The sequence below is a fragment of the Actinoplanes sp. NPDC026623 genome, from assembly GCF_040638275.1.
Lineage (GTDB): Bacteria > Actinomycetota > Actinomycetes > Mycobacteriales > Micromonosporaceae > Actinoplanes.
Genome location: NZ_JBEZXZ010000234.1, coordinates 1 through 12,838, shown reverse-complemented (window position 1 = coordinate 12,838; position 12,838 = coordinate 1). Strand labels below are relative to the sequence as shown.

10 protein-coding genes and 1 pseudogene are annotated in these 12,838 nt (G+C 71.7%); 5 read left to right on the top strand and 6 right to left on the bottom strand.

The genetic code is table 11. The features are described from left to right. A pseudogene (locus tag AB0F10_RS39505) lies at positions 1-752 on the bottom strand (hypothetical protein); the annotation flags it as partial. Further along, complete coding sequence (locus tag AB0F10_RS39500; RefSeq protein WP_360637742.1) at positions 752-1,129, bottom strand: hypothetical protein; 378 nt, start codon at positions 1,127-1,129, stop codon at positions 752-754. The gene AB0F10_RS39500 and the pseudogene AB0F10_RS39505, both read right to left, overlap by 1 nt. Before the next feature lie 196 nt (positions 1,130-1,325). Between AB0F10_RS39500 and AB0F10_RS39495 the strand changes: the two genes are divergently transcribed. Next, entirely contained in the window at positions 1,326-4,718 is a 3,393-nt protein-coding gene (locus tag AB0F10_RS39495) for an NACHT domain-containing protein (protein ID WP_360637739.1), read from the top strand. Between the two features lie 89 nt (positions 4,719-4,807). Beyond that, entirely contained in the window at positions 4,808-5,578 is a 771-nt protein-coding gene (locus AB0F10_RS39490; RefSeq protein ID WP_360637736.1) for an LLM class F420-dependent oxidoreductase, read from the top strand. Between the two features lie 249 nt (positions 5,579-5,827). On the opposite strand, the gene AB0F10_RS39485 is transcribed toward AB0F10_RS39490, so the two are convergent. From AB0F10_RS39485 to AB0F10_RS39470, 4 genes are all read right to left on the bottom strand, one after another. Beyond that, positions 5,828-7,498, bottom strand: coding sequence for a hypothetical protein (locus AB0F10_RS39485; protein WP_360637733.1), 1,671 nt, complete (start codon positions 7,496-7,498; stop codon positions 5,828-5,830). Positions 7,499-7,730: 232 nt separating this feature from the next. Then, positions 7,731-9,200, bottom strand: coding sequence for a gluconate:H+ symporter (locus AB0F10_RS39480; protein WP_360637730.1), 1,470 nt, complete (start codon positions 9,198-9,200; stop codon positions 7,731-7,733). 30 nt (positions 9,201-9,230) lie between these two features. After that, a complete protein-coding gene (locus tag AB0F10_RS39475) occupies positions 9,231-9,842 on the bottom strand; it encodes a TetR family transcriptional regulator (protein WP_360637727.1) in 612 nt (203 codons plus the stop codon). Next, positions 9,839-11,383 (bottom strand): DHA2 family efflux MFS transporter permease subunit, encoded by a 1,545-nt coding sequence (locus AB0F10_RS39470; protein ID WP_360637724.1) that lies wholly within the window; start codon positions 11,381-11,383, stop codon positions 9,839-9,841. Before AB0F10_RS39470 ends, AB0F10_RS39475 begins: the two co-directional genes overlap by 4 nt. Positions 11,384-11,446: 63 nt before the next feature. Here AB0F10_RS39470 and AB0F10_RS39465 point away from each other — a divergent pair, with 63 nt between their 5' ends. The 3 genes from AB0F10_RS39465 to AB0F10_RS39455 all read left to right on the top strand — a co-directional run. Continuing rightward, the gene (locus AB0F10_RS39465) at positions 11,447-12,334 is read left to right on the top strand and encodes an amidohydrolase family protein (protein ID WP_360637721.1); all 888 of its coding nucleotides are present in this window, start codon (positions 11,447-11,449) and stop codon (positions 12,332-12,334) included. Between the two features lie 72 nt (positions 12,335-12,406). Further along, positions 12,407-12,562 carry a hypothetical protein gene (locus AB0F10_RS39460; RefSeq protein WP_360637718.1) on the top strand — a complete coding sequence of 52 codons (156 nt, stop codon included), beginning with the start codon at positions 12,407-12,409 and terminating at the stop codon, positions 12,560-12,562. 13 nt (positions 12,563-12,575) lie between these two features. Then, on the top strand, positions 12,576-12,838 hold a 263-nt coding region (locus AB0F10_RS39455; RefSeq protein ID WP_360637715.1), incomplete at its 3' end, for a PfkB family carbohydrate kinase.

Sequence of the window (12,838 nt, the reverse complement as noted above, 5' to 3'; positions counted from 1 at the left end):
CCCCCACCGGCGCCCGCCGCCGGGACGGGCGGCGCCTGCACGACGCCGGCCAGGCCGGGGCCCGCCCCGGCCGACGACCCGGCACCCGCCGGCGGCACCGCCGCGGCGGACGGCGCGGGCGGGTCGTGCGGCACCGCGACCGGCCGAGGCTCGGCGCGCAACGCGCCGAGAGCCGGCCCGTCGCCCGCGGCGGCTCCGGATTCGGAGCCTTCCTCGTCCGGCAGATCGGGATCCCGGCCGCTCGCGCCGGTACCGAGCTGAAAGAGCGCCGGCGCCTGGATCTGCCGGCCGTGCTCGCCGATCGCCGCCTCGGCCTCGCGCATGGCCTGCCGGGCGCGCTCGTCGTACTCGTCCTCGGCGTGGTCCAGGAAGCGCGGGATGAGGTCGCCCGCGACCACGTCGCGCTCCGCCGCGAGCGGCCGGATCGTGCTCTGCGCCGTGCTGAGGGCCTCGAACACCCCCTGCAGGCCCACGCGGGTGTCCTCCGCGCGGGTCAGCGTCTGGTCCATCGACACGGCAAGCAGGTCGAGCTGCCGGAGGAAATGCCGCGCGGACGCGTTCTTGTCGGGCGACCACACCTCGGCCAGCTCCTCGCGGGCGGCGAGCAGCCGGCGATGCTGGTCGCGGCACGCGGCCGCCAGGTTCATCCAGCCCAGCACCCGGTCCGCGCCGGTGCAGACGTTCTCCGGCTCGATCATCGACCAGATCGCGGGCAGGTTGTAGGCGTTCCAGTCCGCCCCGCCGCCGGCCATCAGGACCCCCCGGCAAGTGCGGCGTTCGCGCGCGCCACGGCGCCCTGCAGCAGCCCATCGACCCGCTGCTGCGCCTGCGCCGACGCCATGTCGACGGAGGCGAATTCGCGGGCGATCCGCTCCGCCACATCGGCGAAGATCCCCGCGGCCCGCCGGTACGCGCGCAGGTTGGCGTCGGTGTCGGCAAGCGCCCGCGCGTAGCGGTTCTTGACCTCCAGCACGGTGCCACCGGGGATCGACGCCCCGAAGACCACGCCGTGGCGGTGCAGGTCGGCGGCGCGCTCGGCCACCGCCGCGAAACCGCTGTCCGCCTCCAGGCGCAGGCCCTTCGCGAACTCGCCCACCTGCCCGGTGTCGACCTCCACGCTGTCCGGCATGCCGCCTCCCCCCGTCGCCGACTCCGAGCCGGGTCACCTCGCCGGCGGCCGCCCGGCACTTCGCCGACAGACCGCTGACGCTACGAGAGACACGGACGCCGGGCGGCCCCGGTTCAACCGCCCGTCGGGCATCACGGCCGAGGGCTGCGCCATCGCCCTTGTTCCGCCGTTCGCGTGGTTTCACTAACGTTGGGACATGGCGGTCGAGACCATCCTGCTTCGCATCGGCACCACGGTCGCGACGGTCGGCGGCAAGGCGCTCGTCGCGGGACGGCGATCGGCGGCGGAGCGGCGGATGGGTCTTCTCGAGCTGGCCGGCGCGCGGGGGCTGGGCCTTCTGCCGCAGCGGAAGCTGCACCGGCAGATGGAGCAGCTCGCGGAGATCATCGCCGACCGGTTGCAGCCCGTCGTCGACGCCGAGATGACGGCGATGCCGTCCGCCGACCGGAATCTCGTCCTGGAGGGCGTGGCCGCGGCCCTGGAGGCCACGGAGTTCACCGACGACGCGCTCTTCGACGCCAACCTCGATGAGGCCGCCCTGATCGCGCTGGTCGCCCCCGCCGCGGACGGTCAGCTGGCCAAGCTGGGCCTGAGCGAGGCCGGGGAGGCGTTCTTCGCCCGGATGACGAAAGAGTCGATCTCGCATCTGGTCGAAGTGATCATCACCCTGCCCAGCTTTCAGCAGCGAACGCTCCGGGAGCTGCTGTCCCGGGACGGGGAGATCATCGATCTTCTCCGGCAGGTGCTGGCGCAGATGCCACGGCGGTCGGTTCTGTCGGGACGGACGGCCGAGGCGGAGTTCGAGGTCGACTACCGCCGCGAGGTGATCAGAAAGTTCGATCGCATCGAACTCTTCGGCGTAACCGTCGCCGGGCCGACCCGGCGCTACTCCCTCGACGTCGCCTACATCGGTCTGCTGATGTCGGATCGCGACGGCGAGGTGGAGGCGACCATCGACGAGGTCGTCTCGGCGAGCCGGTGCGTCTACATCAGCGGACTACCCGGGTCGGGCAAGACCACGCTTCTGCGGTGGCTGGCACTTCAGGCTGCTCTCGGCGGCCATCGCGGGCGGCTCGCCGGCTGGAACAGCCTGATTCCCGTTCTCGTGCAGTTGCGGCGCTTCGCCGATCAGGAGTTTCCGGGGCCGAGCGGAATCCTGACCGGGCTGTCCCGGTCGTTGATCGAACGAATTCCGGACCCGGGCTGGGTCTCCCGGGTGCTCGCCGACGGCCGCGGGGTTCTCCTGCTGGACGGCGTGGACGAGATTCCCAAGCACCGCCGGGCCGAGTTGCACGAGTGGATCGGCGACCTGGTGCACGACTATCCGAGGGCCCGGATCGTGGTGACCTCCCGTGTGGGTTCCACCCCCCAGGAGTGGCTGGAGTCTGCCGGGTTCGTTCAGTCCGACCTGCTGCCGATGACCCGGGCGCACGTCGCGGCCTTCATCCGGCACTGGCATGCCGCGGTGAAGGTGGAGGCGGGCAATCGCGTCACGGATGCCGAGGTGGATCAGTTCCGCCGAGCGATGATCGCCTCCATCGACCGCAGCCGGCCGTTGCGCATGATGGCGACCAATCCGCTGCTCTGTGCCCTGCTGTGCGCGCTGAACTGGGAGCGCCGTACCCATCTGCCGCAACGGCGAATAGAGATCTATCGGGCCGCCCTGGAGATGCTGTTGCGCCGGCGCGACCACGAGCGGCGGATCTCGGACCGGGTGGACATCGGACTAGAGCTGGACGATCGCCTCGCGATCCTGCAGGACCTGGCGTACTGGTTCACCAGCAACGGCCTGGCAGACGCCGACGAGGCCCGGGTTCGCGCCAAGATTTCGTCGATCATCACGACCATGCCGCACGTCCGGGTGTCCGCGGACGACGTGCACGACTTCCTGCTGGCCCGCTCGGGAGTGTTGCGTGAGCCGGCGCCGGGCCGCATCGACTTCATCCACAAGACGTTCCAGGAGTATCTGGCGGCCGCCCGATTCGTCGACGGCGACGCCATCGAGGCCCTGCTGCGGCACGCCGACAGCGATGAGTTTCACGAGGTCATCGTGATGGCGGCGGGATACGCGCGGCAGCACGAGGCGGAGCGGCTGCTGACGGCCCTGCTCGACAGGGCCGAGAGGCGTCGCCTGCCGGCGGCCCGCCGGGCACGGCTCCGGCTGCTCGCCCTCAGCTGCTCCGAGGTCGTCTCGCGCATGTCGCCGGAGGTCTCCGGCCGGGTTCTGCGAGGTCTCCGCGAGTTGGTGCCTCCCGCGAATCTACGGGCGGCACGTGTCCTGGCCGGGCTGGGCGAGGAGGTGTTGCCTGCCCTGCCGGTGGATGTCGCCGGCCTGTCCGACAGTTCGGCGGCCGCGACGCTGTACACCGCCGCCCTGGTCGGCGGCCCGGCGGCGCTGCGGGTCATCGAGCGGTTCAGCACGGACCGGAGGCCGGCGGTGTGCCAGGCCCGGCTGAACGCGTGGAGCTTCTTCGACCCGGTCGAGTTCGCCAGAGCCGCGTTCGGGCCGCATCCCGGCGGCGGGTGGCACGTCGACGTCGGTGAGGCCGAGCCGATCCGGGGATTACCGGACGTCACCGATCTCGGCCCGGTCAAATGCGAAATCGTCGGGCAAGCGGGCGACGCGTTGACCGCCCTCGGCGAAATCACCAGCATCGAGACCTTCACATTGCGCCTCAACCACGAGGTCGAATCTCTGGATTTCCTCGGTGCCAGCAGCACGCTGGAAACGGTGATTGTGGAGCAGTGCACGAACCTGCGGGACATGGACGCGGCCCTGAGATCAAACAGTCTGAGCACCCTCGCGATCAGAGATTGCCCGGTGCGGCTCGACCGCGCCGCCCAGAGCAGGCTGAGCAGGCTCGGCATACTTTCGATCGAAAGTATCGACGTCGACCTCGACGGCCTGCTCGACCGCCTCCCGGCCCTGCGGCGGCTGGAGCTGGCCTATGACGTCTCCCGGCTGGACGACACGGAAAGGCTTGCGGGACAACGTTCCTCGGTGTCCTCCCTGACCCTGGCGTGGTGTCCCGACCTGCGCAGACTGGGCGGCTTGTGGCGGCTGCCGCTCCGCAGGCTCTGGATCATCAACTGCCCCCGCCTGGAAGGCCTCGCGGGCATAGCGGACTCTCCGGGCCTGCAGTCGTTGCGACTCAAGGATATGAATCACCTTTACGACATCGACTTTCTCGGATACCTCGACTCGTTGCGATATCTGACTCTGGAGAACTGTCCGGTCGAGGACTGGTCTGCACTACTGCACCTGCACCTGCACCTGCTCAAGGAGCTGACGCTACTCGACAACAATGACCTTCCCGACCTTGAGATCCTGAAAGGAATGCGGAGCCTGAAGAAGATTCGCATCGAGGGTCTGGGGCACCGCCTGGGACCGGAAGCACAGATCTTCGTCACGGAGCTGGAGATCGCGGGAATTCGCGTCATCGCCGATACCCACGATGACAGCTGGTTGTACGGCGACGCCGAGGAGCTGGCAGACCGGGAGGATCTGGCGGCGCTCAGCGGACACGAGGAGCTGGCCGACATCAGGATGTCGCTGCGGCACCTCAGAAGGGAGAGCGACGAGCTCTAGGACACCGGTAACAGCGGATTCGGCCGGCTTGCCCCGCGTACGGCGTGGCCGCGAACGCGGGGCGGGAGGCGGCGGCCTACGCTGCGATCATGACCTCGAGGCCGGTAAGGATCGGGCTGCAACTTCAGCCCCAGCACATGGAGTACTCCATCATTCGCCAGGCGGCGGCCGAGGCCGAGGAGCTCGGCGTCGACGTCCTGTTCAACTGGGATCACTTCTACCCGCTCTCGGGCGATCCCGAGGGCCTGCACTTCGAGTGCTGGACCATGCTCGCCGCCTGGGCGGAGGCGACCTCCCGGGTGGAGATCGGCGCGCTCGTGTCGTGCAACAGCTACCGCAATCCCGAGCTGCTCGCCGACATGTCCCGCACCGTCGACCACATCAGCGACGGCCGGCTCATCCTCGGCATCGGCTCGGGCTGGTTCGAGAGGGACTACCAGGAGTACGGCTACGACTTCGGCACGGCCGGCGGCCGGCTGGACGACCTGGCCGGGGCGCTGCCGCGGATCGAGTCGCGGTGGGGCAGGCTCAACCCGCCGCCGACCCGGAAGATCCCGGTGCTGATCGGCGGCGGCGGCGAGAAGAAGACGCTGAAGCTGGTCGCGAAGCACGCCGACATCTGGCACAGCTTCGCCGACGCCGAGACCCTCACACGCAAGCTCGGCATCCTCGCCACCCACTGCGAGGGCATCGGCCGCGACCCCGCCGAGATCGAGGTCTCGGTGATGGGCAAGGCCGAGAGCCGCGACCGGATGTACGAGCTCGGCGCCCGCCTCTTCACCGTGCACGCCGGCGGGCCGAAGCCCGACCTGACCGAGCTCCGCGATTTCCTCGCCTGGCGCGACAAGATCAACGCCTAGCCCGCATGGCAGGGGGTTGGCCGGCCCGCTCCAGGCCAGCCCCCTCGGCTGGTACGGCAGCCGCCATTCGTGATCATGGCTGGAGTTCGAGGCTGAGGCGGCGGGCGTAGTGGGCTTGTCCGGCTCGTGCCTGGTGACGGCGTCGCCAGGGTGACCAGCGTCGGCCGGCCAGGCCCAGTCGTGGAACCGTGGCCCTTTCGACCCGTCACCGGCACCGCGCCGGGTCCACGCGGTCCCGGGCCGGACCGATTACCGGAGTCCGACCACGACGTTGCCGGAGCCGCCCCGCCCGTCGATGTCGGAGTAGACGATCACTGCGCCGTTCGCCGCGACCAGCTCCAACGCGTGCTCGGAACCGGCCTTTTCACGCGGCCCGAGATCCACCGGCAGCTCAGCGGCCTGGCGCGTCCCCAGCGGGGTGAGCGTCAAGTCCGCCTGACCGGTGTCCATGAATCCCGTGATCCAGCTGTAGTCACGCCGCGCCACGCACAGGACCATGCTCTCCAGCAGGACACCGTCGACCGCACAGTAGCGGATCGTTTCCGGGTGACGCACCTCGCCGGTCCGGGCATCGCGCAGCGGGCCCACTTTCCAGGTCGCGCCGCCCGTCGCCAGGCCATGCCCGATCAGCCTGCGCAGCGGGTACCGCATCGGCAGGATCTGGTCGCTCTCGACGTCGAGCAGCTGATAGGCCTGTTCCGGCGGGACCGGATCATGCGCCTTCAGCAGCGCCAGCAACCGATCCGGTGCCATGATGACCTCCGGTGGCAGGTTCCTCGTCGTCGAGGTGGCGACGACATGTTCTCCGACCTGGCGGCCGGTGGCGCCGTCGAGCAGGACGAACCTCGCCTGAGCGCCGCACTGCACGGACACGATGATCCGGTGGTGCAGCGCGCCCACCGCGTAGAGATCGTCGGCGCGACAGCCATCCGGCCTGTGCCAGGTCCAGGCGATACTGCCGTCGCGCAGCGAGAACGCGGGATAGGCGCCGTCGTCGTTCCACATCGGGCGGCCCACCAGCACGTCGTCGGTGATCATGTCCTGGCTGGGGTTCAAGAGGCTGGACGGGTAGTGGCCGGAGGACCGGACGGCACCGGTCATCGCGTCCAGGATCAGCATCGTGTCGGCGCCGCGGTTCTCCGGCAGGGCCATGCCCAGAACCACGGCCCCGCCGTCCGGGCTGACCACCATCCAGGCCGCATGCCCGCCCAGCCGCCGGTAGGACCAGCGGATCGCGCCGCTGAGCCCGTCGACGCCGAGAACGCCGTCCTCGAGCAGCAGGACCGCGCCCGCCCCGGCCCGGCGTACGTCGCGGACCCGTCCCGGCATCGGAGTGGTCCAGCCGACCTTGGACACCGCGCCGGGCACCGGCGGCACGGCCACCGCGCCCGCGGTGGCCGACCTGATCGGCCAACTGTCAGAGGTGAGCGCCACCGGCACGCACACGGCAGCCAGCAGCGCCGATACGCAGGCGACCGGGGCGAGCCGCCGGACGTTCCACCGGCGCCGGCGCCCTTCGGCCGGCCGGGAGGCGCCGAGCAGCAGGCCGACGGTGACCGCGGCTCCGCCGACCACCCCGAGCGGGGCCACCACGCCCGGGTAGCCGTCACCGTAGCGGCGCAGCGCGTCGACGACATGGAACGCGGTGGTCGCCACCGCCAGGACGACGAGCCCGGCCGTCACCCACCAGCGAAGTATGAATCCGGGCACCGCTGCGTTCCGCACCAGCGCGACCAGGGCGCACAGCAGCACCACCAGCGCTCCCAGCCATCGGCCGGCGACCGGAGACAGGCCGCTGTTCCCCGCCATCTCGTCGCGGAACCAGCCGATCAGGAGCAGCAGCGCCCCGATCGTCACGAACGTGCCGGTCGTTGCGGACCGCGTCCCCGGCCCGGACGGGTCCCCTGCGTCGTGCGGCATGCGACCTCCCCAGGTGGCAGTGAGCCGGACCATGATCGCAGACGGCCGCCCGCCGGACCGACCGGCTGCCTCACTGTCCAGGCTCTGCCCTGCCGGGCCCGGTGAGGTGACCCCGTTTGCGCCGGCCAGGGAGGGCGACGGCAACCAACACCAGGACCGCGCCCGTCGCGCCCGCTACGGACGACGCCTCGACCTCGAGCTCCGGCCAGGAGCTCGAACGGTGGCCGCCGTACTAGACGAATATGTCGAGGATCAGCACGCAGCCGAAGCCGAACACGGAGATGATCGTCTCCATCACCGACCAGGTCTTGATGGTCTGCCCGACGGTCATCCCGAAGTACTCCTTCACCAGCCAGAAGCCGGCGTCGTTGACGTGCGAGAAGAACAGCGAGCCGCACCCGATGGCCAGGGCCAGCAGGGAGACCTCCGGCTTGTCGAGGGTCGCCGCGAGCGGGGCGACGATGCCGGCGGCGCTGATGGTGGCGACGGTGGCCGAGCCGGTGGCGACCCGGATCCCGACCGCGACGAGGTAGCCGAGCAGCAGCGCGGACATGTTGGCGTCGGTGGCCGCGTCCGCGATCACGTTGCCGACGCCCGTGTCGACAAGCACCTGCTTGAAGCCGCCGCCGGCCGCGACGATGAGCAGGATGCCGGCGATCGGCGGCAGCGAGCCGCCGATGACCGCCGAGGTCTGCACCCGGTCGAAGCCGGCCCGCTTGCCGAGCGTCCACATCGCCAGGAGCACGCCGGCGAGCAGCGCGACCACGGGGGTGCCGGCGACGTCGAGCGCCGTGCGCAGCCGGTTCTCCTTGTCCAGGGTCAGCTCGCCGATGGCCCGGGCCAGCATGAGCACGATCGGCAGCAGGATGGTCAGCACGGCGGCGAGCACGCTCGGCCGGCGCCGGCCGGCCGGCAACTCGTCCTCGACCGGGTCGTCGCGGTCGCCGAGGCCCTGCCGGGCGGGCGGGATCTCCGCATCCGCGCCGGGTGCGCCGGCGGCGGCTCCCGCGGGCACCAGGGCGGGCGGTGCGGCGAGCGGCACCCGCTTGGCGATGAAGTTGCCGAAGAGCGGGCCCGCGACGATCACGGTCGGCACGGCGCAGATCAGGCCGAACGCGAGGGTGAGGCCGAGGTCCGCGTTGAGGGTGGAGATCGCGACCAGCGGGCCGGGGTGCGGCGGGACCAGGCCGTGCAGGACGGAGAGGCCGGCCAGCGCCGGTATGCCGATCTTGAGTAGCGACACGCCGGTGCGCTGCGCGGCGAGCAGCACGATCGGCACCAGCAGCACGACCCCGACCTCGAAGAACAGCGGCAGGCCGATGAGCGCGGCGACGCCGGCCATGGCCCAGGGCAGCGCCGAACCCGAGACCTTACGGACCATCGTGGTGACGATGGCGTCCGCCCCGCCGGACTCGGCCAGCAGCGCGCCGATCATCGAGCCGAGCGCGATCAGCAGCCCGACGCTGCCGACCGTGCTGCCGACTCCGGTGGTGAACGACGTGACGGTGGCGCCGGGCGCGGCGCCCGCGGTGACCCCGAGCGCGGCCGCGCCGAGGATGAGGGCCAGGAACGGATGCCACTTGGCCCAGGCGATGAGCAGGACGACGACCGCGATGCCGAGCACCGCGGCGAGGACGAGTTGGACGGTGCCGGCGGAGGTGATGGCTTCCGCGGCCGAAACGAGCGCGGGGTGCGGGGTCATGCGCGACGGCGTACCCGATGCCGTCGCTTTCTAAGCCTGCCCGGGCCCGAGCGGGAAGCCGCCCTCGACCAGGGACAGGGCGCGTTCGAACCGGTCGAGGTAGTCCGGGCCCGACGCCGAGATGAGCCCGTGCGGAACGACGGCCAGCGCCGCGCCGATCACCGCGCCGGCGAGCACCCGGCTGGAGAAGTCGTCGGCGGGCAGCCCGGCCCGTTCGGCCACCGCGGCGCCGAGCAGCCCGACGATCTGGGTGTACTGCTCGGCGTTGCGCGCGCGCAGCTCGGGGACGCTCTCGATCAGCAGCTGCCGGCGGTGTTCCTGATGCCACTCGTCGGGGGTGAGCTGGTCGTAGATCGCCCGGATGCTGCGCCGGATGGCCTCGATCGGCCCCACCTCCGGCGGCTGGGCCCGCAGCGCGGCGATCATCGGAGGGTCGTAGTCGTCGGTGAGGACGACCTCCTCCTTGGTGGGGAAGTACCGGAAGAACGTGCTCTGCGAGACGTCCGCCGCCTCGGCGATCTGATCGACCGTCGTGGCGGCGTAGCCCTGGTCCTCGAAGAGCCGCATGGCGTGGGCGCGGATCGCGGCCCGCGTCTTGGCCTTCTTGCGTTCGCGTAACCCGGTCGGCAGGGACGACGTCATGCCACCGATTCTGCCGCCGCCGGCGGCCCGACGGGCGTCCGGGGCGCGATCCGGTGATCGGACGGCCGCGGCCGGGACGGCAGGAAGATCAGCGAGAGTACGGCGCCGCAGACCGCGACCGCGCCGGCGACCAGCAGCGCCCGGTCCATTCCGGAGGTGAACGCCGCCTGCACCGAGTGCAGCAGGGTCCGGTCGCCGAGCCGGCCGGCGACCGCCACCCCGGCGGTGACGCTGTCGCGTACGGCGCCGGCCGCGGGCGCGGTCAGCCCGCTCACGTCGGCCTGGTCGCGGTAGACGCCGTTGAGCACGGTGCCGAGCACGGTCACGCCGATCGCGGCGCCGACCTGGCGCATCGCCTGGATGAGGCCGGAGCCGACGCCGCTGCTCTGCGGGGACAGCGCGCCGAGGGCCGCGTTCATCGCGGGCGGCATGGTGAGGCCGAGGCCGATGCCGGCGACGGTGACCCAGGCCGCGACGTAGCCGTACCCGGTCTCGGGGCCGGTCGCCCCGCCGGCGAAGAGGCCGGCGGCCATCAGGGCGAGGCCGCCGGTGACGAGCGCCTTCGCGCCGGCCCGCGGCTCGATGCGGCCGGCGATCCGGGCCCCGATCAGCAGGCCGCCGATGACCGGCAGCAGCCGCAGGCCGGTGCCGAGGGCGTCGTGGCCGCCGATCGACTGGTAGTACTGCGGCAGCGCGAAGAGCATGCCGAACATCCCGAAGCCGGCGACGGTGGACATCAGCGCGCCCCAGGTGAAACCGCGGGAGCGGAACAGCGTCAGGTCGACCAGGGGCGCCGGCGCCCGGCGCTGCCACCAGCCGAAGACGATCAGGAGGGCGATGCCGCCGGCGGCGGTGAGCAGCGAGCGCGGGTCGGTCCAGCCGCGCTCGCCGGCCTCGATGATCCCGTACGTGACGGCGACCAGGCCCGTGGCGGAGAGCGCGATCCCGGCGGGGTCGAGGCGGCGGGCGCGGTCGCCGTGCGACTCGGGCACCCACAGCGCGACCGCGACCAGGCCGAGGACGACGATCGGCACGTTGATCAGGAAGACCGACCCCCACCAGAAGTGGACCAGCAGCCAGCCGCCGACCAGGGGTCCGAGCGGGATGCCCAGCGCGCTCGCCGTCACCCAGACGGTCAGGGCCCGGGGCCGCTCGCCGGCGTCGAAGAGCACCGTGAGGACGGCCGAGCTCAGCGGCATCAGCACCGCGGCGCCGAGGCCCAGCCCGGCCCGGGCGGCGATCAGCTGACCGGTGGAGGCCGCGTACGCGCAGGCGACCGACGCGGCGCCGAAGACGACGAGCGCGCCGTGCAGCATCCGCTTGCGGCCGAAGCGGTCACCGAGCATGCCGGCCGGCAGCAGCGCGGCGGCCAGGACCAGCAGGTACGCGGTGGTGATCCATTGCAGGTCGCCGGTGGTGGCGTGCAGGTCGCCGGCGAGGGTGGGCAGGGCGACGCTGAGCACGGTGCTGTCCAGGCCGACGGCGAGGGTGCAGAGGGCGAGCGCGGCGAGCGCCCACCAGCGTGATTTGGAGGTAGCCATGAAATGATAGTAACCCTCAAAAGCTAGCGACTGCCAGATCGTGCGGTAGGCGATGATCGGACGATGACCGACTTCTGGACCGCGCTGGGCCTGCCGGGCCTGGCCGACGTGCACACCCATTTCCTGCCCGAGCGGATGCAGCGGCGGGTCTGGGCACACTTCGACGAGGCCGGACCGCTGATCGGCCGCCCCTGGCCGATCACCTACCGCGGCACCGAGGCCGAGCGGGTCGCCGAACTCGACCGGCTCGGCGTGCGGACCTTCAGCGCGCTCGCGTACGCGCACCGCCCCGGCATGGCCGCCGACCTCAACGCCTGGACGCTGGACTTCGCCGGGCGCACGCCGGGCTGCCTGCCCAGCGCCACGTTCTTCCCCGAGCCGTCCGCCGCCGGCGACGTGCGGGCGGCGCTCGAGCGCGGCGCCCGGATCTTCAAGCTGCACCTGCAGGTCGGCGGCTTCGACCCCCGCGACAAGCTGCTCGACGAGGCGTGGGGCCTGCTCGCCGACGCCGGCACGCCCGTCGTCGTGCACGCCGGCTCCGGCCCCGTCGCGAGCGGCTTCACCGGCCCCGGCCCGATCGGCGGCGTGCTGGCGCGCCACCCCCGCCTCACCATGCTGACCGCGCACCTCGGCGCGCCCGAGTACGCCGGCTTCTTCGACCTCGCCGAGCGCTACGAGAACGTCGGGCTCGACACGACCATGGCGTTCACCGAGTTCTTCACGGGGTTCGCGCCGTTCCCGCCCGCCCTGCTGCCCCGGCTGCGCGACCTGGGCCTGGCCGGCAAGGTCCTGCTGGGCAGCGACTTCCCCAACATCCCCTACCCGTACGCACATCAGCTCGACTCGCTGGCCGGCCTCGGCCTCGGCGACGAGTGGCTGAGGGCGGTCTGCTGGCACAACGCCGCCCGGCTGCTGCCCGGCTGGCCGCTTTCGCCGAACGATCGCGGGTAGTTGCACGTCAAGCGTGCGCGGCTGTGCCACGATCACATAGATCAAGACCGAGCGACCGAGGTGAGGTGTGCGATGAAGAAGGCCATCGGCTGGATCGTGCTGGCTCTGGTCATCTTCTACATCGGCACGAACCCCCAGCCCGCGGCCGACATCGCCAAGGGGATCGGGGAGGGCATCGCCGAGGTGTTCCGCAACATCGGCGTGTTCTTCTCCGAACTGGCCGACTGAGCCCGGCCCCGGCATGCACGTCGTCTGCGTCGGCCTCGCCACCGTGGATCTCGTGCAGCGCGTCGAGCGAATGCCCGGCGTGGACGAGAAGGCCGAGGCGCTCGCCGCCGACGTCGCCGCGGGCGGCCCGGCCACCAACGCCGCGGTCACCGCGGCCGCGCTCGGCGCGACGGTCACGCTGGTCACGGCCGTCGGCGCGCATCCGCTGGGCGGGCTCATCCGCGCCGACCTCGCGGCCCGCTCGGTGACGCTGCTCGACGCCGACCCGCGGGCCAC

Excerpts from the sequence above, each read along its gene's own strand:
- AB0F10_RS39500 (WP_360637742.1), bottom strand. The coding sequence starts at position 1,129 with ATGCCGGACAGCGTGGAGGTCGACACCGGGCAGGTGGGCGAGTTCGCG.
- AB0F10_RS39495 (WP_360637739.1), top strand. The coding sequence starts at position 1,326 with ATGGCGGTCGAGACCATCCTGCTTCGCATCGGCACCACGGTCGCGACG.
- AB0F10_RS39490 (WP_360637736.1), top strand. The coding sequence starts at position 4,808 with ATGACCTCGAGGCCGGTAAGGATCGGGCTGCAACTTCAGCCCCAGCAC.
- AB0F10_RS39485 (WP_360637733.1), bottom strand. The coding sequence starts at position 7,498 with ATGCCGCACGACGCAGGGGACCCGTCCGGGCCGGGGACGCGGTCCGCA.
- AB0F10_RS39480 (WP_360637730.1), bottom strand. The coding sequence starts at position 9,200 with ATGACCCCGCACCCCGCGCTCGTTTCGGCCGCGGAAGCCATCACCTCC.
- AB0F10_RS39475 (WP_360637727.1), bottom strand. The coding sequence starts at position 9,842 with ATGACGTCGTCCCTGCCGACCGGGTTACGCGAACGCAAGAAGGCCAAG.
- AB0F10_RS39470 (WP_360637724.1), bottom strand. The coding sequence starts at position 11,383 with ATGGCTACCTCCAAATCACGCTGGTGGGCGCTCGCCGCGCTCGCCCTC.
- AB0F10_RS39465 (WP_360637721.1), top strand. The coding sequence starts at position 11,447 with ATGACCGACTTCTGGACCGCGCTGGGCCTGCCGGGCCTGGCCGACGTG.
- AB0F10_RS39460 (WP_360637718.1), top strand. The coding sequence starts at position 12,407 with ATGAAGAAGGCCATCGGCTGGATCGTGCTGGCTCTGGTCATCTTCTAC.